Source organism: Roseicyclus sp., from assembly GCF_018402035.1.
Taxonomy (GTDB): Bacteria; Pseudomonadota; Alphaproteobacteria; order Rhodobacterales; family Rhodobacteraceae; genus Roseicyclus.
The window spans coordinates 296,431-319,046 of the sequence record NZ_JAGYJN010000004.1; the positions used below are offsets into that span (position 1 = coordinate 296,431).

At 58.6% G+C, this 22,616-nt stretch carries 22 protein-coding genes and 1 tRNA gene; 12 read left to right on the forward strand and 11 right to left on the reverse strand.

The window, feature by feature from the left end:
• Positions 1-89: 89 nt before the first annotated feature.
• A complete protein-coding gene (locus KG698_RS09375) occupies positions 90-1,277 on the reverse strand; it encodes an aminotransferase (RefSeq protein ID WP_213685294.1) in 1,188 nt (395 codons plus the stop codon).
• Between the two features lie 132 nt (positions 1,278-1,409).
• A complete protein-coding gene (gene ssb, locus KG698_RS09380) occupies positions 1,410-1,919 on the reverse strand; it encodes a single-stranded DNA-binding protein (RefSeq protein ID WP_213685295.1) in 510 nt (169 codons plus the stop codon).
• A 259-nt stretch (positions 1,920-2,178) separates the two neighbouring features.
• On the opposite strand from ssb, the gene KG698_RS09385 reads away from it, so the two are divergent.
• Positions 2,179-2,706: a lytic transglycosylase domain-containing protein gene (locus tag KG698_RS09385; RefSeq protein ID WP_300983450.1), complete on the forward strand. Its 528-nt coding sequence runs from the start codon at positions 2,179-2,181 to the stop codon at positions 2,704-2,706.
• 64 nt (positions 2,707-2,770) lie between these two features.
• Here KG698_RS09385 and ilvN read toward each other — a convergent pair whose 3' ends face one another.
• Both ilvN and KG698_RS09395 read right to left on the reverse strand, forming a co-directional pair.
• A complete protein-coding gene (gene ilvN, locus KG698_RS09390; RefSeq protein ID WP_213685296.1) occupies positions 2,771-3,331 on the reverse strand; it encodes an acetolactate synthase small subunit in 561 nt (186 codons plus the stop codon).
• A gap of 84 nt (positions 3,332-3,415) precedes the next feature.
• Positions 3,416-5,170, reverse strand: coding sequence for an acetolactate synthase 3 large subunit (locus KG698_RS09395; RefSeq protein ID WP_213685297.1), 1,755 nt, complete (start codon positions 5,168-5,170; stop codon positions 3,416-3,418).
• Between the two features lie 614 nt (positions 5,171-5,784).
• Here KG698_RS09395 and KG698_RS09400 point away from each other — a divergent pair.
• The 3 genes from KG698_RS09400 to KG698_RS09410 all read left to right on the forward strand — a co-directional run bounded on the left by KG698_RS09400 (position 5,785) and on the right by KG698_RS09410 (position 10,305).
• Positions 5,785-6,870 carry a TRAP transporter substrate-binding protein gene (locus tag KG698_RS09400; protein WP_213685298.1) on the forward strand — a complete coding sequence of 362 codons (1,086 nt, stop codon included), beginning with the start codon at positions 5,785-5,787 and terminating at the stop codon, positions 6,868-6,870.
• A gap of 117 nt (positions 6,871-6,987) precedes the next feature.
• Complete coding sequence (locus KG698_RS09405; RefSeq protein WP_213685299.1) at positions 6,988-7,887, forward strand: TRAP transporter small permease subunit; 900 nt, start codon at positions 6,988-6,990, stop codon at positions 7,885-7,887.
• Positions 7,888-7,953: 66 nt separating this feature from the next.
• Complete coding sequence (locus tag KG698_RS09410) at positions 7,954-10,305, forward strand: TRAP transporter large permease subunit (RefSeq protein ID WP_213685300.1); 2,352 nt, start codon at positions 7,954-7,956, stop codon at positions 10,303-10,305.
• A 297-nt stretch (positions 10,306-10,602) separates the two neighbouring features.
• Here the strand turns inward: KG698_RS09410 and KG698_RS09415 are convergent, their stop codons facing one another.
• From KG698_RS09415 to KG698_RS09425, 3 genes are all read right to left on the reverse strand, one after another.
• Positions 10,603-11,418 (reverse strand): arginyltransferase, encoded by an 816-nt coding sequence (locus KG698_RS09415; protein ID WP_213685301.1) that lies wholly within the window; start codon positions 11,416-11,418, stop codon positions 10,603-10,605.
• Positions 11,419-11,518: 100 nt separating this feature from the next.
• On the reverse strand, positions 11,519-11,965 hold the full coding sequence (locus KG698_RS09420; RefSeq protein ID WP_300983409.1) for an RDD family protein: 447 nt from the start codon (positions 11,963-11,965) through the stop codon (positions 11,519-11,521).
• Between the two features lie 76 nt (positions 11,966-12,041).
• Entirely contained in the window at positions 12,042-12,473 is a 432-nt protein-coding gene (locus KG698_RS09425) for a DUF2852 domain-containing protein (RefSeq protein ID WP_213685302.1), read from the reverse strand.
• A gap of 171 nt (positions 12,474-12,644) precedes the next feature.
• On the opposite strand from KG698_RS09425, the gene KG698_RS09430 reads away from it, so the two are divergent.
• The 7 genes from KG698_RS09430 to KG698_RS09460 all read left to right on the forward strand — a co-directional run bounded on the left by KG698_RS09430 (position 12,645) and on the right by KG698_RS09460 (position 18,053).
• Positions 12,645-12,734: transfer RNA gene (locus KG698_RS09430), tRNA-Ser, on the forward strand.
• 168 nt (positions 12,735-12,902) lie between these two features.
• Positions 12,903-14,141 carry an integrase arm-type DNA-binding domain-containing protein gene (locus tag KG698_RS09435; RefSeq protein ID WP_213685303.1) on the forward strand — a complete coding sequence of 413 codons (1,239 nt, stop codon included), beginning with the start codon at positions 12,903-12,905 and terminating at the stop codon, positions 14,139-14,141.
• A gap of 2 nt (positions 14,142-14,143) precedes the next feature.
• Complete coding sequence (locus tag KG698_RS09440) at positions 14,144-14,548, forward strand: hypothetical protein (protein WP_213685304.1); 405 nt, start codon at positions 14,144-14,146, stop codon at positions 14,546-14,548.
• 286 nt (positions 14,549-14,834) lie between these two features.
• A complete protein-coding gene (locus tag KG698_RS09445) occupies positions 14,835-15,641 on the forward strand; it encodes a DNA-primase RepB domain-containing protein (RefSeq protein WP_213685305.1) in 807 nt (268 codons plus the stop codon).
• Positions 15,631-16,929 (forward strand): AAA family ATPase, encoded by a 1,299-nt coding sequence (locus KG698_RS09450; protein ID WP_213685306.1) that lies wholly within the window; start codon positions 15,631-15,633, stop codon positions 16,927-16,929. Before KG698_RS09445 ends, KG698_RS09450 begins: the two co-directional genes overlap by 11 nt.
• Positions 16,930-17,220: 291 nt before the next feature.
• Positions 17,221-17,481, forward strand: coding sequence for a hypothetical protein (locus KG698_RS09455; protein ID WP_213685307.1), 261 nt, complete (start codon positions 17,221-17,223; stop codon positions 17,479-17,481).
• Between the two features lie 347 nt (positions 17,482-17,828).
• Positions 17,829-18,053: a hypothetical protein gene (locus tag KG698_RS09460; RefSeq protein ID WP_213685308.1), complete on the forward strand. Its 225-nt coding sequence runs from the start codon at positions 17,829-17,831 to the stop codon at positions 18,051-18,053.
• Between the two features lie 74 nt (positions 18,054-18,127).
• Here the strand turns inward: KG698_RS09460 and KG698_RS15575 are convergent, their stop codons facing one another.
• A complete protein-coding gene (locus KG698_RS15575; RefSeq protein ID WP_367114065.1) occupies positions 18,128-18,586 on the reverse strand; it encodes an HGGxSTG domain-containing protein in 459 nt (152 codons plus the stop codon).
• A gap of 62 nt (positions 18,587-18,648) precedes the next feature.
• Here KG698_RS15575 and KG698_RS09465 point away from each other — a divergent pair, with 62 nt between their 5' ends.
• Positions 18,649-18,900 (forward strand): hypothetical protein, encoded by a 252-nt coding sequence (locus tag KG698_RS09465; RefSeq protein ID WP_300983416.1) that lies wholly within the window; start codon positions 18,649-18,651, stop codon positions 18,898-18,900.
• Between the two features lie 116 nt (positions 18,901-19,016).
• Here KG698_RS09465 and KG698_RS09470 read toward each other — a convergent pair whose 3' ends face one another.
• The 3 genes from KG698_RS09470 to KG698_RS09480 are packed head-to-tail and all read right to left on the reverse strand — an operon-like array spanning position 19,017 to position 22,526.
• Positions 19,017-20,303 (reverse strand): DUF4331 family protein, encoded by a 1,287-nt coding sequence (locus KG698_RS09470; RefSeq protein WP_213685309.1) that lies wholly within the window; start codon positions 20,301-20,303, stop codon positions 19,017-19,019.
• A gap of 3 nt (positions 20,304-20,306) precedes the next feature.
• A complete protein-coding gene (locus KG698_RS09475; protein WP_213685310.1) occupies positions 20,307-22,196 on the reverse strand; it encodes a di-heme-cytochrome C peroxidase in 1,890 nt (629 codons plus the stop codon).
• 24 nt (positions 22,197-22,220) lie between these two features.
• Positions 22,221-22,526 carry a hypothetical protein gene (locus tag KG698_RS09480; protein WP_213685311.1) on the reverse strand — a complete coding sequence of 102 codons (306 nt, stop codon included), beginning with the start codon at positions 22,524-22,526 and terminating at the stop codon, positions 22,221-22,223.
• Positions 22,527-22,616 lie beyond the last annotated feature (90 nt).

Sequence of the window (22,616 nt, forward strand, 5' to 3'; positions counted from 1 at the left end):
GCTGGCTGGTTGCGCCTTGTCCGGGCGCATCGGGTCGCAGGGTTGATTACGCGCTTGGGCGCGGCGCGGCAAGGGCTGCGGGGCGGCCTTTAGGGATCGAGACCTGCCAAACGGTCGACCACCTGCACCAGCCCCGCTTGATCGGCATTGGCAAAGGCGATGCGCAGCGTCGCCTCGGCCTGTCCCGTGCCCCCTGCCGCGCGGCTTGGCCCAAACATAGTGCCCGGCAAAACCAGCAAAGCTGCATCCGCGACAATGCGTTGGGCCAGTACGTCCGAGGCTAATGCAAATGGGTGCTGCACATAGGCGAAATAGGCCCCACAGCCCAAAAGCCGCCAATCGGGCAGCCGCGCGAATTCGCGCGTGACCGTATCGCGGCGCGCCAAGATTTCGGCCCGTTCACCGGCCAGCCATTGCCCAAGGTTGCGCATCCCCCAAAGCGCGCCGATCTGGCCGATCTGTGGCGGGCAAATCGCGACGGTATCGAGGAATTTCTCCACCTCCGCCAAGCGCGCGGGGGCGGCCATGATCGCGCCCACCCTGTGGCCGGTCAGCCGGTAAGCCTTGGAAAAGGAATAAAGATGAATAAGCGTCTGGTCCCAATCGGGATCGGCAAAAAGATCATGCGGCGCGCCCGCGCCGGAATGAAAATCGCGGTAAGTCTCATCCACGATCAGCGCGATCTTGTGGCGCTGCGCCAGATCGAAAAAGGCGCGCAAAAGGGGCGCGGGGTATTCGACGCCTGCGGGGTTATTGGGGCTGATCAGCACGATGGCGCGTGTGCGCGGCGTGATGAGGGTTGCTGCGCGCTCTGGATCGGGCAAAAGATCATCGCCCGTGGGCAAATAGACGGCGCGCACCCCCTCCATATCAAGCCACATCTTGTGGTTGAAATAAAAGGGCAGGGGCAAGATCACCTCATCACCCGCACCCGCCAGCGTCGACATCGCCGCCGTAAAGGCTTGGTTGCATCCCGCCGTGATCGCCACTTGGTCGCGGCTTATCGCACCACCATAGCAAGCCGACCATTGCTGGGCCAATTCGGCGCGCAATGCGTCCATGCCCAGAACCGGGCCGTAAAGATGGCTTGTGGGATCATTGATCATCGCCTCGGCCATGGCGCGCACCAGACCTTCGGGCGGGGGATCGACTGGGGCGGCTTGGCTCAGGTTGATCAGCGGGCGCGCAGCCGAGAATTGCTGCCCCGCGATCCAGCGCCGCGCCTCCATCACCGGGGGGGCGAAGGTTTTCACATAGGTCGGATTGATCGGTTCCATGCCTGCCCCAGCGCCGCCTGATGCGCGGCGTCCCCTGCTTCTTCGTTTCTGAAATATCCCCGCCGGAGGCCACCGCCAGCGGCCAGAGGCACGGGCCGCGCTATGACGCGCTATGCCCGCGATACGCCTTGATCAAAAGGGAATTTCGTCATCCACATCGGCGCCGCCGCCAAAGCCCGGGCCCGATGGCCCGCCGCGGTCATCAGGATAGCCGCCACCGCGATCATCGCCGTAGCCGCCGCCCTGACCGCCGACATAGCCACCGCCCGCACCGCCGCCGCCGCCTTCGCCACGCCCATCAAGCATGGTCAATTCGCTGCGATAGGGGCGCAGCGCGATCTCGGTCGTGTAGCGCTCTTGGCCGGATTGGTCTTGCCATTTGCGGGTTTCAAGCTGGCCCTCAAGATAGATTTTCGAGCCTTTCTTGAGATATTGCTCGGCCACGCGGACCAGCGGCTCGGAATAGATCGCCACGCGATGCCATTCCGTGCGCTCCTTGCGCTCGCCCGTGTTGCGGTCTTTCCATGTTTCGCTTGTCGCGATGTTCAGATTGCAGACCTTGCCACCCGACGGAAAGCTGCGCACCTCGGGGTCGCGGCCCAGATTACCGATCAAGATGACCTTGTTGACAGATCCAGCCATGTCATTCTCCCCCAGTTCGTTTCACGATCTCGCCCGGCGCGCCCTGCTGTATCCGAGTCATCCCGGTCGCGCGCCCGCTCGCTTAGATCACCCGAACTTGGTCAAGGAAAGATTAATTGCGCGGCCATGACAACTGCGCGGGTCGCGCATGGCTGGAAATTTCTCACCGTTTGGCCTATGGCCAGACATGAGCACCATTGATGTGGAACCGATGCGTCCTGTCTTGTTATCCCTTGTGGTCCTTGTGGTCTTTTGTGTGATGGCCGCACCCGCCCCCCTCAGCGCCGAAGCAATGGCGCGTTTCGGACGCGCGCTGGGCGTGATCGATGCGCGCGCTGCCACCCAATACGCCGGATCGGCCCGGCTGCGCCCGGATTTCGATGCAAGCGGTGATGCCATCCCGCGATTCGCGGGGAGCTATTCTGGACCTTGGCTCGAGCTGGCGCGCGCCGCCGCCCGACGTCATGGTATCCCTGAGGATTTGTTCTTGCGGCTGGTGCAGCAAGAATCCGGCTGGAACCCTGAGGCTGTCAGTCACAAGGGCGCGATCGGGCTTGCGCAACTCATGCCGGGGACCGCGCAATTGCTTGGCGTCGATCCGCGCGATCCCGTCGCCAATCTCGAGGGTGGCGCGCGCTATTTGGCGATGCAGTTTCGCGATTTCCGCCGCTGGGATCTTGCCTTGGCGGCTTATAATGCCGGGCCAGAGGCGGTGCGCACACATGGCGGCATCCCGCCCTTTGCCGAGACGCGCGATTACTTGCGGATCATTCTCGGGAATAGCTAGGGGGTGGCGCCACGATCCTTCGTATGAAGGATCGCATCATGCGAAAATTCGTACGAATTTTCGCTCAGACCCCGCGCGCGATGGCCGCCACACCCGTGCGAGCCAGCCGCACCTCGCCCAAGGGGCGCATCAATTCGCAAAATGCATCGACCTTTTCCGGGGTGCCGGTGATCTCGAAGACAAAGCTTTGCAGGGTCGAATCGACCACATTGGCGCGGAAAATCTCGGCAATGCGCAGCGCCTCGACCCGGGATTCGCCCTTGGCGATCACCTTGATCAACGCCAACTCGCGGCTGACAAAGGGGCCTTCGACCGTCAAATCCTGTACTTCATGGACGGGTACCATGCGCTCAAGCTGCATCTTGATCTGGTTGATCACCTGCGGCGTGCCCGAGGTCACGATGGTGATACGCGAGCGGTGACCGCTATGGTCCACCTCGGCCACGGTCAGGCTTTCGATATTATAGCCCCGTCCCGCGAAAAGACCGATCACGCGCGCCAAAACGCCCGGTTCGTTCTCGACCAGAACGGCAAGTGTATGGGTTTCGATCACGTCCGACATATGGCTGCGCAGGTCATAGGCCGAATGGCTGGAGGAGCCTTTTTCGATATTGAGCGGGGACATGAGACAGACATCCTGAATGATTGCGAAAGGCGCAAGCGCCCGGGAAAGCGGCGGGGCGCAGACCGCGCGCCCCGCACACCAAAATTACACCAAAACCGATCCCTTGGCGTCGATCACACCCTTGGTATCGGCCTCGCCCAAGAGCATTTCGTTATGCGCCTTGCCCGATGGGATCATGGGAAAGCAGTTCTCGTGCTTTTCGACCAAGCAATCGAAAATAACCGGCCCGTCATAGTCGAGCATTTCCATGATCGCATCGTCGAGATCCTTGGGATCTTTGCACAAGATACCCTTGGCACCAAAGGCCTCGGCCAGCTTGACGAAATCGGGCAGCGCCTCGGACCAGCTATGGCTGTAGCGCTCACCATGCAGCAATTCTTGCCACTGGCGCACCATCCCTAGACGTTCATTGTTGAGGATGAATTGCTTGACGGGCAGGCGATATTGAATGGCTGTGCCCATTTCTTGCATGTTCATCAGCCAAGATGCCTCGCCCGCGACATTGATCACCAGCGCGTCGGGATGGGCCACCTGCACCCCGATGGAGGCAGGGGTGCCGTAACCCATCGTGCCAAGCCCGCCTGAGGTCATCCAGCGGTTGGGGTCTTCGAACCCAAGGAATTGGGCAGCCCACATCTGGTGTTGGCCCACTTCAGTGCAGATGTAGCGGTCGCGCCCAAGGGTCAGCGCCTCGAGGCGTTCAAGCGCGTATTGCGGTTTGATGGTGGTGGTCGAATTGGTGTAGCGCAGGCATTTGACCGCGCGCCATTCCTCGATCTGGTCCCACCATTTCTTGACCGCGACCGCCTTGGTCTTGGCCCCGCGTGCCTTCCAGACGCGCAGCACCTCCTCCAGAACATGGGTCACATCGCCGATGATCGGGAAATCGGCGTGGATCACCTTGTTAATCGACGAAGGGTCGATATCGACATGCGCCTTAAGGCTGCCCGGGCTGAAATCGGCAATGCGCCCGGTGATCCGGTCATCGAAACGCGCCCCGATGTTGATCATCAGATCGCAGCCATGCATCGCAAGATTGGCCTCGTAAAGCCCGTGCATGCCCAGCATGCCCAGCCAGTTCTTGCCCGAGGCCGGGTAGCAGCCCAAGCCCATCAAGGTGGAGGTGATGGGGAAATCGGTCGCCGCCACCAATTCGCGCAGAATTTCGCTGGCGCGGGGGCCGGAATTGATCACGCCGCCGCCAGTGTAGAAAACCGGACGTTCGGCATTCTCCATCGCTTCGACCAAAGCCTCGATCATTACCGGATCGCCGATCAGGCGTGGCTGGTAATGCGCAGTGCGCGCTTGCGGTTTTTCGACATAGGTGCCGGTTGCGAATTGCACATCCTTGGGAATGTCGACCAGCACGGGGCCGGGGCGGCCATGGGTGGCGATGTGAAAGGCCTGATGGATCGTATCGGCCAGCTTGTCGGTCTCTTTGACCAGCCAGTTCATCTTGGTGCAGGGCCGCGTGATGCCGACGGTATCGGCCTCTTGAAAGGCGTCCGAGCCGATCATGAAGGTCGGCACCTGACCCGTCAGCACCACCAAAGGGATCGAATCCATCAAGGCATCGACCAGACCCGTGACCGCATTGGTCGCACCGGGGCCAGAGGTGACAAGCACAACGCCGGGCTTGCCGGTCGAACGTGCATAGCCTTCGGCGGCGTGGACGGCACCTTGTTCATGGCGCACGAGGATGTGCTGGATGCCGTTTTGCTGGAAAATCTCGTCATAAATCGGCAGGACAGCGCCGCCGGGATAGCCGAATACGACATCAACGCCCTGATCCTTCAGCGCCTCGACCACCATTTTCGCTCCGGTCATCTGCCGTGTCATCGACGTCGTCCTTCTGTTTTACGCGTTGTTTCTTGTTCATGCCGCGGTGGTGAAAGTACTGGCAAAAAAAAGCCCCCGGCGGGTTCTCCGAGGGCGCATGGTCTACCTATAAGGTTGTCGTCACCGACCCATGCGCATTTGCCCTACGATATCTACGAAGCAGTCCATGACATGCCCCCCGCGGTGAAATTGTTGCATGACACTAGGAACGCCGCGTTGCGGCGTCAACAGCCAAATTACGAAAATGTCGCCAGAACGCGCGGCTGCGCAACGAATCGAAACTTGTTGACGAAATGAAATAATATCACTGCGCGGGCATTCGGCCACAGGGTTTGCAACCATGGGATGAAATGGGCCCCCAGCGTCAGGGGAACGAGGTCAGTAGCAGGCGACGCAAGTCGAACTTTTCTGCGTGCGATGCTTAACAGTTAAGCGTTTTTCCCCGTTAGGGACGATTTTGGTAAGAGATTTTTACAAAAATCGGAAGTTGAGTGCGAAAACTTGTTTGCTGATGGGTTTTGCTTCGCTAGGGTGGCAAGACTTGTGGTCTTTGCCACTGTCGCCGCGATCCGAGGGGGGTCGTGGCCAACTCCATACTACGGGGAGGATACCGAATGGATCGTCGTTCTTTTCTGAGAACGTCCGCACTTGGCGGCACCGCCGCCGCTGCCGCCACGCTGGCCGCACCGGCTTATGCACAGGGCAATCGCACGCTGACACTTGTCACCTCGGTGCCTGATGGGTTTGCGGTGTTTGACGACGCGGCACAGCTCGCAATCACCTACATCACTGCCATGACCGATGGGCAGTTGAGCTTCAACAAGATGCCCGCCGGCAGCTTGGTGGGCGCGTTCGAAGTGTTCGACGCCGTTTCGTCCGGACAGGCCGACGTTTATCACTCGGCAGAATACTATTTCCTCAATCAGCATCCCGCTTTTGCATTCTTCACCGCAGTGCCCTTCGGCATGACGGCGCAGGAGATGGCAAACTGGTATTATCGCCGGGGCGGTCAGGAACTGCACGACAATCTGTCGTCCTTGTTCGGCCTCAAGCCGCTGATGTGCGGACAAACGGCGATGCAGCCCGGCGGCTGGTTCAACAAAGAAATCAACTCTGTTGATGATTTGCAGGGGCTGCGGTTCCGTATGCCGGGTCAGGGCGGTCAGGTTTTGGGTCGTCTGGGTGCTTCGGTACAAAACATTCCCGGTGGTGAAATCTATCAGGCACTTGCCTCGAACCAAATCGACGGTGCGGAGTGGATTGGTCCCTACGCAGACGAGCGGATGGGCTTCCAGGAAGTGACCAAGACCTACTACGCCGCTGGTTTCCACGAGCCGGGCTCGACCCTGTCCTTGGTCTTCAACCAGCAGATCTGGGAATCACTGACGCCGACGCAGCAGACCATTTGTAAGGTCGCCTGCGAGGCTGCACACGCACAGAACACTGCTCTGTCGCTTGCTGAAAATGGTGCAGCGCTTGCCCGCTTGCAGTCTGTCGGCGTGCAGGTTCGCCAGTTCCCCGCTGACGTCTGGGATGCCTTCGGCCGTGCGTCGCTGGAAGTCCGGAATGAGAACATGGGCGACCCGATCTATGCCGAGATCGCCAACAGCGTCTTTGCGTCCATTACGGAATCCTCGGGCTGGTACGAGATTGCAGATGGCGAATTCATGCGCCAGCGCAACCGTGTGAACGCGGGCTGATCTAGCCAAGACCAACAGTGTCCTGCCCAGCACAGATTGTGCTGGGCAGGATGCACCTTTTCGCGATCCGAGACTTGACGCGCCCCAAAGTGGGCTTGCGTGCCGGGGGACCACCGCATGATCGATTTCATCTTGTGGGCGCTGCAAAACATCGCAATGGCGCCTTACAATCTGTTCCTTGCCATCACCAACCCGGGCAGTTGGCTGAATTGGGCCGATCCCCAATCGGTGATGCGCTTCATCTATTACGGCGCCTCGGTTGAACTGTTTTTTGTCGCTATCACCATCTTTATCTTGATCACCGCGCTGGGCATGGCCTGGAACCGCGAGATCTTGTGGTGGGGTGTGCGCATTCTTGAGAGTGTGGCCAACACGGTCGGCCGCACCGCCGCTTGGGCGGGCCTTTTGATGGTGTTCGTCCAAGTGATTATCGTGTTCTTGCAGCGGATTTTCCGGGTTGCCCAGATCCAGCTCGGGCCATTTGGCACCGCATTTGTGCAAGACCTGAGCTGGTGGGCTGAAAGCCTGAAATTCCACAATGCCTTGGTCGTCTGCCTCTGCGTCTCCTACACTTTTGTGCAGGGCGGCCATGTGCGCGTTGACCTTGTGTATTCGGCGGTAAAATTCCGCACCAAGAAGATGATCGACATGTTCGGTTGCTTGTTCTTCATGCTGCCGATGGTCACGATCACATATCTTTATTCTTGGTTCTTCATGTGGCGCCACCTGATGACGCCAACGGTCACTTCGACCAGCGATATTGATCGCATGCTGATGCAGTCGCGCATCTTCAAATGGAACGTCGAGACCATCGGGTTTAGCCCAAATGGCTTTAACGCTTATTTCTTGTTCAAAGTCTTGATCGTGCTGTTCTGCGTTTTGGTCTTTTTGCAGGCGATTGCCTTCTTCTGGCGCTCTTATCTGGAGTGGCGCGAGGGCGAAGACAGTGCCGGCAAATACCTCGACCGGGACAAGTTGGATGATGAAGGCGAGGCTTTGCCACACGCCGCCCACTAACAAAGCTCCGGTAATTCGGGACAAAGACACGTAAGCGCGCGCGCTTAGCCAAGGGGACGAGAGAGCATGCTTTTCGGATTGGATGGGGTCGAGATCGGTCTGGTGATCGTCTTCCTCACGCTCTTCGCTGGGATCATGACCGGTTTTCCGGTGGCCTTTGCCATCGGCGGTGCCGGGATGATCTCATTTGCCATCATCGCGGCACTCGATAGTGCGGGGTTGCTGATCCACGAAGCCATCGACAGCGGTTCGGCGGAATACGCAGCGCTTGTGGCCGAAGGGGTAATCAGGGAGTCGATCTCGGTCTTCCGCTACCCCGATTTGCCAACGGTCGAGGTGGCGCTGTTTCCGGGTGGTTGGGAACAGGCGATGGAGCGCAATCTGTCCTTCATGGTTAACCGCATGAACGAGCGCGTGATCGCTGGTCAATCCATCGAGACGCTTCTGGCCGTGTTGATGTTCGTGATGATGGGCATCGTGCTGGAGCGCTCGAAAATCGCCGAAGATCTTTTGACCACCATGGCGCGGGTGTTTGGCCCGCTGCCCGGCGGCTTGGCCGTGTCGATCGTGATCGTGGGTGCCTTTTTGGCGGCCTCGACCGGGATCGTGGGCGCGACCGTGGTAACGATGGGCTTGCTTGCGCTGCCCACCATGCTGCGCAACAACTATTCGCCAGAACTGGCAACCGGCGTCATCGCGGCCTCGGGGACGCTGGGCCAGATTATCCCGCCGTCCATCGTGATCGTTTTGCTCGGCACGCTGGTGGGCGATCTTTACGCTACCGGCCAAGAGACGCGCGCCCAGCTTGCGGGCTGTACCGACGCGCTGACCTATCTGGCCAAGCCCGCGGTTTTGTCGGTCGGCACGCTCTTCCAAGCGGCTCTGTTGCCTGGTCTGTTCCTTGCGCTTCTCTACGGGATCTACGCCTTTGGCTTTGCACTTTGGAAACCGGCAAGCGCGCCGCCTGTTGCGGTCAGCGGTAGCTCTGGCGAGCCTGTGACGCGCAACGAGGCGCTGACATGGTACCTCGCGGCACCTGTGGCCTTGATCTTGGCCGTTGTGCTGGGTGCGGGCGGCGGTGTGATCGGTAGCCAAGCGATCTCGGTCTCGGACTATGCCGAACGCGAGAATGAAGCGATGCTGCGCACCGCTGTCTCGGAGCAGTGCCAAGCCTCGATGATCGATCTGCATGGTCAAGAGCGGTGGGATGCCTCTGTCGCGCAGCGCGCGGCAATGGCCGCAGCCGGGGATACCGGTGAAGTTGTGCTTTTGACCGACGAAGAGCGCGCAGCCGCGCTTGATAACGCGTTGGCTAATGCCGCGCCGATCGGCAGTGGCGTGGCGACGATCTTTACCATGTTGGCGCTTTTGTTGATCCTCGCGCGTGGTGTCTCACCCTCGTCCAACCCTGCGCCGCTGATTGCGGGCGGTGTGGGTGTGGTGCTGGCGCTGATTTGCGACATCATGTTCATCGGTCCGTTGACCGGCAACGGCGCAACCTTCCTGATCTTGGCCATCCCGTTCTTCATCGCGCTTTACGGGGCACGCGTGGCGGTGATGCGCCTGTCGCAAAACGAGTTGTTGCGCGTGGTCTTCCCACCGCTCGTGCTGATCGTGGCAGTGCTGGGCTCGATCTTGGGCGGGATCACCAATCCGACGCCTGCTGCCGCCCTCGGCGCGGCGGGTGCGATCATGCTGGCGGCATATCGCAAGCTGAAAGAAGAGAATGGCAAATCCAAGATCATCATCTGGGCCAGCTTTGCGCTGGTGATCATGATCTTGTTCGGCGTGAATTTCGATCTGCGCGTCACGCGCGCAGTCGTGCCGGTGGAAGATTGGATCGCCTTTTTCATCGCCCAGATCGCCTATCACTTTGCCTTCTTCGGCCTTCTGTTCAGCGCTTGGGTGCTGTTCCGCACCAATATTCTCAGCCCCGTGGTGCGCGAGACGGCCAAGGTGACATCGATGGTGTTCACCATCCTGATCGGCTCGCAATTGCTGAACCTTGTGTTGATCTCCTTTGGGGGCGAGCATCACATTCAGCAATACCTGCGCAGCTTCGACAACGAGCTGGTCGTGTTCTTTGTGGTGATGGCGATCTTGTTTATCTTGGGGTTCGTGCTCGATTTCCTCGAGATCATCTACATCGTGATCCCCATCGTGGGGCCGGTGATCTATGGCGGTACGCTTGACCCGGCATGGGTGACGATCATGATCGCGATCAACTTGCAGACCTCGTTCCTGACGCCGCCCTTTGGATTTGCCCTGTTCTACCTGCGTGGCGTGGCGCCAAGCAGCGTGACGACAGGCCATATCTATCGTGGGGTCATCCCCTTCGTGGGGATCCAAGTCTTGTGCTTGGTCTTGCTTTACATGTTCCCGGGGATTGTCACGATCCTGCCGCGTTTGCTGGGGTAGGGGAGCAAGCCATATTGTGATGACGACGGGGGGCCATGGCCCCCCGTTTTCATTTCCCTGCATGGTGATGATGCGTGTTTCTCATCACAAGGCAGGGGGGCTGTCTGCCCCCCTCTGGCCGCGGGACGCGGCCATTCACCCCCCGAGGATATTTATGAAACGAAGAAGATGCAGGGGTCGCGATTAGGGCGTGTTGCGTTTGATCAGTCCGCGATATTCACCGCAACAGGCGAGGCAGCGTTTGCAAGGCATAACGCGTTCGCCTGTTGCGGTGAATGCGATAGAACGCGACACGCTCTAGTCATCCGCGCGCATGTCGGGCAGGGTGATCTGGGCCACCTGCTGCGCGATGGGTTCCACTGACAAGGGGTGGACATGGTTGGAATAGCTGGTTGGATCGCCCAAAGGCTTCCACTGGCTATCCGCATAGACCTCGATCGCGGGAAAGCGGGCCTTGTAGCCCATCTTGGTCGAGCCGGGCACCCAATAGCCCAGATAGACATAAGGCAGCCCCGCCTCGCGCGCGAGGGTCACATGGTCGAGGATCACATGGGTGCCAAGGCTATCGGCACCCCGGTCAGGATCGAAGAAGGAATAGACGAGGCTAAGTCCGTCATCGAGAATATCGGTCAAGCATACGGCGACCAGCGTCTCATCGGGGTCGCGATACTCGATCACGCGCGAACGCACGGGTGTTTCTTCGATCATCGCGGCAAATTCGAAGACATCCATATCGGCCATGCCACCATCGGCGTGGCGGGCATCAAGATAGCGGCGAAACAACTCATATTGCGCCTCGGTCGCCCAAGCTGAGCGTGAGATGCGCGAAAGCCCTGCATTGCGGCGCAAGATGCGGCGGTGCGGGCGCAGTGGCGTGAAATCGGCCACGCGAATGCGTGCCGACAGGCATGCCGCACAATCCGCGCAAGATGGCCGGTAGAGCACGTTTTGCGACCTGCGGAAGCCCTGCTTGGACAAGGCATTGTTAAGCTTTTCCGCCTGTTCACCTTGCAATGCGGTAAACAGCTTGCGTTCCCGACGCCCATCGAGATACGGGCACTTTTGCGGTGCCGTGACATAGAATTGTGTCGCAATGGGCAGTGTGTGGCGCATCAACGAAAAGCGGCCGGGGCCGGTCCAAACCTCTGATCTTGAAATTGCACCAGCGGCCGCGGCAGTCGCAACAGGTTTTTTTGGGTGAAGTAGTGAATACTCAGCGCGGACGGTTCATTGCGACCGTGCCAAGCAGCAGATCATGCAAGCCTTGGTGGCGCGCACCGATGGCCATCATCAAGATCGAGATCACCTGCAACACCATAAAGCCCATCGCAACCATGAACAAAAGCGTATGCAAAACGGCCTCGCCACGTGACAGCCGCGCAGCGGTCGGGCCACGCAGCTCGATTGCCATCAAACGCATGCCATAGGTCGCCGAGCCCGTGGCAATCGTCGCGCTGCGATAGATCAGATCGACCGCGATATAGACCAAGGGCCAGACCCACCACAGCAAGCTGAGCGTCAAAAGGCCCAGCGTGAATGTGATCGCCGTCACGATGATGACATCAACAAGCCAAGCAATCAGGCGCTTGGCCGGGACACCATCATAGAACAGATGGTCATGATCGGGATCGGGCAGGGCGTTGGGCATGGTCACGGACATGGCGAGATTCCATCGGTTTTGAAAGCAAAAACCACCATCCCACGCGCGCTTTTGGTCGCGCGGGATGGTGGTTGATTTAGGTGGCGACAGTGTCGGGCGCTGTTGCCGCCTTACGCGCATCGGCGCGGTCTTGCAGGAATTGATCGAATTCCGCCTTGTCCTTGGCTTCGCGTAGACGGTGCAAGAAGGCCTCAAATGCGTCTTGCTCCTCTTGCAGGCGGCGCAGCGTATCGGCCTTGTAGGCATCGAAGGCGGCATTGCCTGTGCTGCGGTTGACGGTTTGGCCAAACCGGGCGTCACGGCGTTTGGTGCAAGATGTGCTGAACATGCGTTTACTCCAGATCATATAGGCAAGAAGCGCGAGGCCCGCAGGCCAGAACAAGATGAAGGCAAGTACCATGACGGCGATCCATGCGCCCTTGCCCTTGTCGTCGAGCCATGCCTCGCTGCGCGAGAACCAGTTCCCACCCTCGGATCGGGGAGGGGGCGCGGTCAGTGTCGATGTCATCGGGTGGTCCTTTCGCTCAAGATGTTAATGTTAATCACATTCACAAAAATGGGCAGGCTGTGGCGAAATGCAAGAGCGCAGCACGAAAAAAGTGAAACGACTTAACATAGGCGCGGGCATCACGCTTTTACCTTGCGCTTGCGCATGGCCTTGGGCTATCCCGCGCCGCACGGACAGTTGGCCGAGTGGTCGAAGGCGCACGCCTGGAAAGTGTGTAGGCGGGGAACCGTCTCGAGGGTTCGAATCCCTCACTGTCCGCCATTAAACCTTCTTCAAGCACATGAGATCATTATCCTTCATCTGGAAACGCGTTTCTATGTGTTTGTAGTATGGTCATTTTCTCGCCAAATTTGCTTCAGCGGGTATCAACGGATATCATTCAAGGTCACATCTGATGTGGGTCCGGGTGTGGGCCTGGTGGAGCTTCGCATGCTGACAGAGACGCGCGCGAAAAGAATCAAGACCAGCGACAAGCCATTGGCTGATGGCACGGTCGTGGGCCTTCGATTGCTGCCGGGCACTATGAACGGGCGAGGTAAATGGCAGCTACGGTTCACTTCCCCTGAGACTGGTGCGCGGCGCGATATGGGCTTTGGCGTGTATCCGGACGTATCCATCTTATCCGCGCGTGAGCGGGCTTCAGAGGCTCGGAAACAGATTGCCGCGGGTATCGACCCGATCGAAGAGGCCGAGCGACAGCAGGACGAGGCTGCGTGCGCAGTGCGAATTCCGACCTTCGAAGAGGCTGCCAAGTCGGTCTTCGAGGAACATAAAGCAAGTTGGTCGAATGGTAAGCATGTTGACCAGTGGATAAACACACTGACGACCTATGCCTTCCCCATGATTGGTCAGCGCAATGTCGACACCCTCAAGCCCGCAGACTTCGCGAATGTCATTAGGCCTATCTGGTCTTCGAGGGCTGAGACCGCTCGGCGTGTGAAGCAACGTTGTCATGCAGTAATGAAGTGGTGTTGGGGCAAGGAATATGTGCAGGGCAACCCGGTCGATATGGTGGATATGCTCTTGCCCAAGCAAAGCGCTTCGGCGCGGGTTTCAATACATCATCCAGCGATGCCATGGCGAATTTTACCACAGTTCATGCAAGAGATCGTGCGCGCCGGTGACGATGTCACCCGACACCTATTGGAGTTTACAATCCTGACGGCGGCCCGCTCGGGTGAGGCGCGTGGTATGGTGTGGAACGAGGTCGATCTCTCGACTGCCACGTGGATTGTGCCTGCGCACCGGATGAAGGCCAAGGCGGTACACCGCGTCCCACTGTCCAGTCGAGCGGTTGAGCTCTTGGAAAAGCGGCGTACGCTGGCGAAACATCCTAAGTTGGTTTTCCCCTCTCCGAGAGGGGCTGTGTTGACCGATATGGCGCTGACGAAATTCCTGCGGACCCACAAGGCGGTGAGTGATGTGCCGGGGCGGGTTGCCACAGCCCATGGGTTTCGGTCGTCGTTCAGAGATTGGGCGAGTGAAACGGGTGTGGCGCGCGATGTCGCTGAGCGCGCGCTTGCGCACACGATCCGCAACGCGGTTGAGGCGGCGTATCACCGGACGGACCTGCTGGAACAACGGCGCAGCGTCATGGAGGTATGGGCAGCGCATGTTACGGGGGCGGCAGCTGGAGAGGATGTGGTGGCGTTGGTTGGGAGGGCTTGAGCATGTACAAAACAAAAGCAGAACGGAAGGCCAGAGAGCGTGAACTTGCAGCTGAGCGGGCGGCATGGAACCGGCAATTCAGCGTTGAGATGCCTGAGCACGTACTGGGCATGATGGGCTCGCCGTCGGAATTGCGGGACGCGCTGTCTGACGCAGGCACGGCCCATGCTTGGAATGGGGTTAGGTTTGATAAGGCAACCGGCGAGCCCTTTCGAAACGCCATGCCCAGTGATCTGGGGGCAAACGTCGAGCGGCAGGAGGCAGCGCAGCTAACGGCGGAGGAACTGCGGCGCAAGTACTCTGCACTCTGGCACGTCCGTGGAGGTGCCAAGCAGATAGCTGCCGCTGAAGGGATCGGCCTATCAACAGTCTATGCGCACATGAAGCGGCTGCGAATGCTGAAGTAAGTTTCTAGGGCCACACGGTGCCCGCCCTAAGGCTGTGCACAAGTGGTGTCATCCAAACGCAACTGGAGGGCACCATGGCCATACCGCAAAGACTTGAATCACTTTCCAGCATGCCTGCCGAGGCACTGGTTTCTGCAAAAGAACTGTCGATCCTCTCAGGGCGAAGCCGCGCATCGCTATGGCGCGATGTCCTGGCTGGCCGGTTGCCCCAGCCCATTGCTATCGGACCACAGGCGCGCCGTTGGCGGGTTGAGGATGTCCGTGCCTACCTGAAAGGGGGGGCGGCATGAGCCAGACAGTTCCACCTGAAGCGCAAGCTCGGGAGTTTCTCAAGATGATCGACCCTGAAGCAAATAGCTTCTGCTTCCGTGTGCTGCCTGACAACGAGGCTAGCCCCGTCTGGGAGAAAAACTTCAATGGAAAATTTGGGTTGATATTGCCGCAGTTACAGCGGGCAAACCGCGCAGGTGGCGGTGCCTTTGTCGTGGTCAATGAAGGCGGGCAGAAAAAGAGCGAAATAACTCAGGTGAGGGCGGTGTTCGCAGATACCGACGGTGCACCGGTAGAACCCATAATAGACGCGCTGAAGCCTCACATGGTCGTAGAAAGCTCACCGGGGAACTATCATGTCTATTGGTTTGTTGCAGACTTCCCTTTGGCTCAGTTCAAACCAGTGCAGTTGGCTATCGCGACACAATTCGGGACGGACGAAAGCGTTAACGACCTATCGCGGGTGATGCGGATGCCGGGATTTTATCACAACAAGAACGAACCGTTTCTGTCGAGCATAGTTGCGTTGAATTCGGGGTTGCCACGTTACAAACTGGACGAAGTTGTCACGGGATTAGACCTCCAGCTCACGCCACCTGCCGAAGATCATCAGTCGTCGGAATGGAATGGGACTGGCAAAACTGATGCGCCACCAATTGCAGAAGTCGAGAAGGCGCTGACATATCTGAACCCTTTTGTGCGCCGCGGTAGATGGGTACGAAACATTCTGGCCCTTGCTCATGATTACGGAGAAGACGGTCGCGACCTCGCACATCGTTGGAGCCGTGGCGAGCTCTGGAATGGAGGGCGTGATGGCGCATGAATACGATGCAGCCGAGGTTGATCGGCAGTTCGACTGGGGGCTGAAAAACAAGGCCAGCACTTCAGGCAAGCCCGCCCGCAGGGCGCGCAGTATCCTCTATGATGCGAAGCAGTATGGATACGCCCCGCCGCCTATGGACAGGGTTAGTGCTCGGGTCGAGATACTCCCCTTCGACCGCCTCGAAGGTCTGCCCGGGTTCTTCCCTAATGGCATGGACCCCAATGTATTTGTCGGTCCCATGGTCGGCAAGGCGCAGCTCTTCCCTGCGCGGGCAATATCTCTACTCGTTGCCCTCGGCAGCGTCGGCAAGACCTCCAGTTTGATCGCTATGGCGGGCCACATCAGCGCTGGCAGGCCGTGGGGCGGCGGGTCACTGCAGCAGCGGCGTGGGATCGTCTTTTCTGTCGAGGAGACCCAGCAGGAACTCTGGCGGAAGTTCAGCGCGACCGTGGTGGACTGGCCTAAGGGGGATGTGCGCAGGGCTCAGGACGGGCTGCTCATGTACTCGATGTCTGAGCGCGACCCCCGTCTTACACGCGCCGTCAACCGCAATATCGAGCCCACGGGGCTTGCTGAAAGCATCATCAAGATCGCCACAGAGCACGAGGCGGAGTTCATCATCTTGGACCACCTTCAGGGAATGGTCAGCGGCGACCTGAACAACAGTGACACGATGGTTGCCGTGGCGCATGAGTGCAACAGGATTGCAACGGTCACAGGCGCAGCGGTCGTGGTCGCGGCCCACACCAGCAAGGGCAATATCAACGCGGAGGAGGTGAACCACGGGTTCTCGACAGGGTCCCTTGCCATGGAGAACGCCGCCCGGCAGGTAGTCGGTCTGATCCCGATGCCCCAGAAAGACGCAAAGGCGTTCGGTCTGGAAGCCGTACGCACCAACTACATTCGCCTCGAGATGCCCAAGAACTCCTACGGCCCCGGCGGCGAGGTTGCCTATCTGGCTAAGCACTACGTGCCCGCCTTCCACACCGTGACCGTGGTCCCGTTCGATCCGCCAGTAGTGAACGCAGGGGCCGCACTTACGAAAGACGAACGGCTTCAGAGGGCCATCGTCGAACACGTCCGCCGTCACCCAAATACAACCGCGAGTTCACTCGACAAGCTGGCCGGCCCGTCTGGATCGCTGAAAGCAAGCCGCAAGCAGGTGCGTGATGCGGTTCAGGAACTCACGGATATGGGCGTCTTGAAGGAGATCGACGTGACCAAAGAATACAGAAAGCGTTACGGGTTGATGCCTCAAGTCCGTGAAGTTTACATCGTGAAGGAGTGACGCCTTGCTCGCCGTGCTGCCCGCCAAACCCTGCTCGCCGCGAGCAGGAAATATGAACAAAAATCGGCGTTTTTCTACGTTAAATCAGTGGCTTGTGTTCGCCAAACGCTGCTCGCCTGGCGAGCAGCCCGGCGGCGAACTGAAAAACAAGGAAAATCAGAGTGTTATGCTCGCCGCAACAACACCACGTCTTACGACGTTTTCGCCTTTGGTGGGCGACACGTCGAGACCGCCCAAACAATACACGACAGCGACAGGTCGACCACCACCAGAGGAAAAGGAGGTTCAGTCATGCCTGTCGAGTTTACACCCGAGTATCGTTGGCGTCGCAACGCCAAGGGCAACCACATCATGATGGAGGGCAACACCCATCGCGCAACCGTCTTCCGCGCGGGAAGTCGCTGGCGGATCATCGTGAACGGGTTCGGCGTCAGCCGGATCGCTGCGGATGAGTTCTTCGACGACGTGAGCGAGGCGAAGCGCAGGACCGAGATGATCGCAGCGGGCGAGGTCGACGATGCCCGTATGGTCATGATCCCACAGCGCTACTGAGCGCGCCAAACATGCTCGAGGAGGCGTCAATGCTGTCAGCATACAAAAAAGAGCTCAAGGCCATCAGGGAGGGCGCACAGCGCCCCTCTGAGCCACGTCACAAGCCCGACAGTCGCATCCAGTGCGACACCCGCCTGACCGACCAGATTGAAACTCTCATGCGCTCCCTGCCGCCCGCACAGCGCAACCGCGCGTGGACCATGGAAGAACTCGTGGCGCGGCTGAATGGCCGTTACAATTCCCGCCCCTGCGCGGGCAGCGTCGGTGTGGCGCTTAGAAGCCTTGGTTGGACCCGACTCAGAGATTGGTCTAAAGATGGTGGGGGAAGACGGGTCTGGAAGTGTTGAATGAACAGATATTTGGACGGCGGTTACTTCGAATCTGGCTATGATACCATTGGTTTTGGGGGATTGATAATTGCACTTGGAGCATTGGCTCTATTATTTTTATTAGAAGATGGTCGGGCTCTAGTGAGGATGTATATTTGGGACATTCTCCGCCGCAACAAGGGTGAAATGGTATTCCCGCGGACGCTGGTGACGGGAGTGACGAGTTTTCCCGCTAAAGTTTGACACTGGAGGGGGGGTCATCGTCTCCCCCCCTCCAAGTTGTTAACTTTTTTGTCACTTTCATCACTTCTCTCGCGCTAATCGAACTGATCGCGCCACGCTTTGGGCAACAACCCTTCAGCAATTAGAGCCTGCTCAATGCTCCGCAGCTCCTTCCTGATCGCACGCCCAATCTGAGCATGGCGTTTAGCAGCTTCCCTAGCCGCACGCGTCAACCGCCCGTGCTTGGTCTGCGCCGCCGCGATCCTCGCCCTGCCCTCCGCGGTCCGAGGTCCGGTCGACTTGCCACCGTGACGCGTGCAGCGTCCCGTCCGCTTCACCGCAGGACGCTGGCAAGGCGTCCCAGCCTTGGTTCCTGCGCCACAGCGTTCGCCCGCCCACTCCGGGCCGAACCGCGTCGCTGAGCCGATTTCGTTGCCTTTTTTGAACCGCATGATTGCCCCCAATATAACTGTTATAATATAACAATATTTGAGGCAGCAATCGAGGGCCGAGTTGCAAGAACCGCGGTCCGCGGCACAAGATCCCCGTTCCATGATCAGACGGCTTCAGGGCCAAGGTTCGCGGACCGTGGTCCGCGGTTCTTGGTCCTTGGAACTTGATCAGGCCAACGGCTGAGGGTTGGCGGCGGCGGATGGATGCCGGTGAGTTCGCCACCATTCAGGAACTGGCCGAGGCCGTCGGTCTGGCCGAGCGCCATGTTAGCCGACAGCTACGATTGGCCTATCTGGCGCCGGAGGTCTTGAAACGACTGATGCTTCGGCGGGAGGTATCTGCCGGGACCGTGATGCAGCTGTCAGAGTGCGCGGGCTTGCGGTGGCAAGAGCAGGCAGGCGTGGTGTTTCGATAAGTCTTCAAATAACTCGATACGCCTTTCTCTTTTTACCAATGTCATCTAGCGCGCGGCCGTTCGATGCTCTTTCATCATTCATTTCAGCGGCCGCGCGTGTGTTCCACAAGCTTCGCCTATCCGATCTTTGTTCTTTTAATGCCACGACGCCAAATCCAACGCGCAAACAGGACCATTAGGGCTAGCAGCGCGATGACGATACCTCCGAAGACAAGCAGCATATGCGTCCGGCCGGGACCCGGCACTGAAATATCTGCTATGGCGCGGCCGATCAGAGCCAGGACCACTCCATGAAATCCACTATTGGGTTCGGCGAGGTAGGGAAAGTCTGCCAACGCAGCGCGCGTCGGTTGAGAAACGCCATCAGCGATACCGTCGCGTGCATTCCCCCTTATCAGTAGCCCGTAGACTGAATCGATGATGTCCTGTGCGAGCGGCCTGCCGCCACAACGGGTCGCGCTTGTACGTTCCAAGGCCGCCGCCTCAAGATCGAAATACCTAGCGCCTTCGCAAGGCAATGTCGGATCGATGGTCAAGAAGTCATTTGCAAGTATCTCGGCCAACGCATCCTTGTTTACTTCGTACGGGGCCGGATCCATCGCATCATAGCGATCAAGGTTCTGACGCAAGCGCGCCAAGATCTTGACGCGAAACTGCTCCGGAAAGCTGAGCGCGGGAAACACGTTCATTGCATTGCGAAGGTCATCACCTTCGTTCGATTGCAATGCAATATTGGCGATTTCCGGGCGCCCAACCCGATCCAGAATTCGTCCGCTAGCAACATCGCGCACATCTGCACCGATGGCAATCGCTTGCCCTGCAAGATCTGGCATCAGCTGCGCAATGTTAATCTCTGCCACAATACTGAAAACATTTAAACCATTGATTATATTTAAATTAAAAGGTTGAGGAACCGCATTACTTATAGCGAGCTTGCTCGCCCATAGACCGTTGAGAACAAAAGGGTCAGAGCGAGATCCGGCAAATATGCGAATTGGTGCCGGCGGAGGAACATCATCAAGACGCGCGTTGACTTGGGTACCGTCAGGCGCATCGCAGATTGCTCCATCCGTCACCCATCGACAGCTTAGCCGATAGCGCGGCGCGTCAAGTAACTCAAAACGTGACTCGCGCTCTATCGGCTTGAATGCGCTGAACACGATCTCGAAAATTGCAGATGGGTTCGGGTATTCCCATGGTTGGGCAGCCGTGATGATGTTCAGGATCACGACGAGGCTTTCTTGTCCCGGACCCGCGGTGAATACATAAAGATCCGTCAGATCAATTGTTGGCGAATTAACAGTCGAGCTCCCATCAATATGGTCAGTTGCGCCTGCGCCGCTTGCTGAAAAGCATGTGGCACAAGCGAGCACTAATCCTAGCAAAGCCTTGACCGGTCTCATCCCTCAGAGGCTCTTTAGATACTCTAGAAGCGCAAGACGATCTTGTACCGACAGAGTGACACCATACTCATGGCCGCTATTCGCGTTGCCCGGAATAGACGTATCCAACACAAATGCGCCGTCGCTGACTTCGGAAACAAACCCGACATTCACTGGGTCAAACCGTGAATTAGCGACAGCGAACTGCGTCGGTCGTTGCGATGCCGGTAGTAGCAAGTCGGCCAAAGTGGACACTGACCCATTGTGCAGGTACGGGCCAGTCGCCCAAATGCCATTCAGCGGACGAGAGCGATATTGCGCCGTCTGAAGCACTTCCATACAGGTTTGATCTTCCCCATGGTATTTGAAATGGTCCCGCACCAGCTCATTGAATAGTGCAGAAGAGTCGCCACTCATCGCCGCCAGGCGTTCGGCGATTTCATCTTGCGGCAATCCCTCTGCGGCCATCGCATCAATCATAGTGCCATAATCGGGAGAAACAGGCTTGTCATCGACGTCCAATCCCAAGGCAGACCTGATGGAACTGCCCAAGCCCACTAGGCGTTGATGGATACCGGATACCGCAACGCTTTCCGCCGCTTGAATGATTGCGCGCCGATCATCGCCAAAATGGTTTAGCATGACACCGGCCACGACATGCGCAAGAACCGCATTCCCATGCGTTACCTCGCAAAACTCCGGGCCGGTCACCACGCCGACTTGGCGTCCCGCGATGGGGCCGGTGACAACCTCACGCGCTGCGAACCCGAGGGCCGCCGCCGGATCGGTACCAATCGTACCGAGATCGAAGGTCTGGATCTCGATCGAAGCCAGTTCCCCGCGATCTGTTCTGTCGATGACGGCGTGGCAGCTGGCACATTGCCGCTGGTAGATCACTTGGCCGGCTTCGACCAAGCGCGGATCAAGCGCTGGCAATGCACCAGCCTCGACAAGGTCGGACCAGGAAGGTGACGTCAGCGTTTCAAGTCGCTCTTCCAGGGCCATCAAATGGGTCACATTCACAGAAGAATTATATCCGAGCGGCAGTGTGCCTTCTGCGAGATCAACCTGACCGAACACGCCCAAGACTTGTCCGACATTGCGCCCGATTGCACCCGCTCCGGCATTCGGCACCACCCCGTTGTACTGGACGACCTCAAGATAAGGGGCATCCCACAAGGCAGGATAGCTCACAGGCGCGTCTGGTACGCGCGCGTTCTCCGGACGTTCGAGCATGCCGGCCGTGACTTGGTTAAGAATGACATTCAGCGCATCAACGCGACCCGGGCCGGGGATGATGTCGGTGTCGTTGCGGCGTCGCCAATCTTCGCGGTCTGAAATTATCTGCTGCAAGCGGGCCGTGATCTGGTCCGCCTCGGTTACAAGGTGATCGCGCTCGGCCAAACGATCCACAAACCTTCGCAGGCGTTCATCATCTTGTGCGGTTACAACAAGAGCCGTATCCAGAGCTGTCATAAAGCTCCAGAAATCAAAATGGGACACGCCACCATCAACCAGGACAATTGCGTCTCCTACCCTGATTTCTGTCACGTGACATGCAGAGCAATTCATGCCGAGTTGCGGCTCGGTACCGAGACGTCCGCGATCCACCGTCAGGCCCACAGGAAGCCCCTCTGGATTGGCGTCGGCGTCATCCCAATAAATCATACCAAGGCTTTTGAGAAACGCCCTGTCGCTGAAGAGCGCCTCTGATGCTGGCTGTTCCAGAGCCAAGAAATAATCCAATGGCAAGATCGGGGATCCTTGCGGCGCAAAGTAGAAAAACGCGCGATCCGCATCGCTCCAACCCTGATCGACAGTGATGGGGTTCCCATAATGACTGTCCGAAGCAGCGGAATGAGAAAGCGCCATCAAGACCAAGAAGCCAACTGTGCTTACGCGCCAAATTATCATGGACTATTCTCCAACGTTGTTCACCTAAATGACGGTACCCGATGTAAGAGCGCCAGCCACGTGAATATTTAGTGAACTGATGCGGTGGAACGCTCCAAGCCGACATTCCCCAAGTGGGTTGCCTTCGGTCATTACGATCGCCTGAATCCGACCGCCGGACAAGCGTTTTTCGCCCTGCGCGGCGTCTATGGCCGCACAGGCTGCGGAAACTGTGCGGATCAGACCGCGAAACCGCCGTGTTCTGGCTCGGCGGTGGTGTTTTTCAGCGCGGCGGGCAGACCTGTCCTGCCGCTTTCGTTCAGTTTGGGCTTGGATGGCGGTCATGCGCATGACGGTGGCGCCCGAAGACGGCGGATTGCGGCAAGGATGGCGCGCACCATCGGGCCGGTAACGGCCACCTCGGCCAGCTGGAAGGTGATA

Bases quoted from the DNA above. Each gene is read 5' to 3' on its own strand.
- KG698_RS09425 (WP_213685302.1), bottom strand. From the start codon at position 12,473: ATGACATCGACACTGACCGCGCCCCCTCCCCGATCCGAGGGTGGGAAC.
- KG698_RS09415 (WP_213685301.1), bottom strand. From the start codon at position 11,418: ATGCGCCACACACTGCCCATTGCGACACAATTCTATGTCACGGCACCG.
- KG698_RS09375 (WP_213685294.1), bottom strand. From the start codon at position 1,277: ATGGAACCGATCAATCCGACCTATGTGAAAACCTTCGCCCCCCCGGTG.
- KG698_RS09475 (WP_213685310.1), bottom strand. From the start codon at position 22,196: ATGATAATTTGGCGCGTAAGCACAGTTGGCTTCTTGGTCTTGATGGCG.
- KG698_RS09440 (WP_213685304.1), top strand. From the start codon at position 14,144: ATGTACAAAACAAAAGCAGAACGGAAGGCCAGAGAGCGTGAACTTGCA.
- KG698_RS09455 (WP_213685307.1), top strand. From the start codon at position 17,221: ATGCCTGTCGAGTTTACACCCGAGTATCGTTGGCGTCGCAACGCCAAG.
- KG698_RS09395 (WP_213685297.1), bottom strand. From the start codon at position 5,170: ATGACACGGCAGATGACCGGAGCGAAAATGGTGGTCGAGGCGCTGAAG.
- KG698_RS09405 (WP_213685299.1), top strand. From the start codon at position 6,988: ATGATCGATTTCATCTTGTGGGCGCTGCAAAACATCGCAATGGCGCCT.
- KG698_RS09450 (WP_213685306.1), top strand. From the start codon at position 15,631: ATGGCGCATGAATACGATGCAGCCGAGGTTGATCGGCAGTTCGACTGG.
- KG698_RS09480 (WP_213685311.1), bottom strand. From the start codon at position 22,526: ATGCGCATGACCGCCATCCAAGCCCAAACTGAACGAAAGCGGCAGGAC.
- ilvN (WP_213685296.1), bottom strand. From the start codon at position 3,331: ATGTCCCCGCTCAATATCGAAAAAGGCTCCTCCAGCCATTCGGCCTAT.
- KG698_RS09445 (WP_213685305.1), top strand. From the start codon at position 14,835: ATGAGCCAGACAGTTCCACCTGAAGCGCAAGCTCGGGAGTTTCTCAAG.
- ssb (WP_213685295.1), bottom strand. From the start codon at position 1,919: ATGGCTGGATCTGTCAACAAGGTCATCTTGATCGGTAATCTGGGCCGC.
- KG698_RS09420 (WP_300983409.1), bottom strand. From the start codon at position 11,965: ATGTCCGTGACCATGCCCAACGCCCTGCCCGATCCCGATCATGACCAT.
- KG698_RS09410 (WP_213685300.1), top strand. From the start codon at position 7,954: ATGCTTTTCGGATTGGATGGGGTCGAGATCGGTCTGGTGATCGTCTTC.
- KG698_RS09470 (WP_213685309.1), bottom strand. From the start codon at position 20,303: ATGAGACCGGTCAAGGCTTTGCTAGGATTAGTGCTCGCTTGTGCCACA.
- KG698_RS09435 (WP_213685303.1), top strand. From the start codon at position 12,903: ATGCTGACAGAGACGCGCGCGAAAAGAATCAAGACCAGCGACAAGCCA.
- KG698_RS09460 (WP_213685308.1), top strand. From the start codon at position 17,829: ATGAACAGATATTTGGACGGCGGTTACTTCGAATCTGGCTATGATACC.
- KG698_RS09400 (WP_213685298.1), top strand. From the start codon at position 5,785: ATGGATCGTCGTTCTTTTCTGAGAACGTCCGCACTTGGCGGCACCGCC.
- KG698_RS09385 (WP_300983450.1), top strand. From the start codon at position 2,179: ATGGCCGCACCCGCCCCCCTCAGCGCCGAAGCAATGGCGCGTTTCGGA.
- KG698_RS15575 (WP_367114065.1), bottom strand. From the start codon at position 18,586: ATGGAACGGGGATCTTGTGCCGCGGACCGCGGTTCTTGCAACTCGGCC.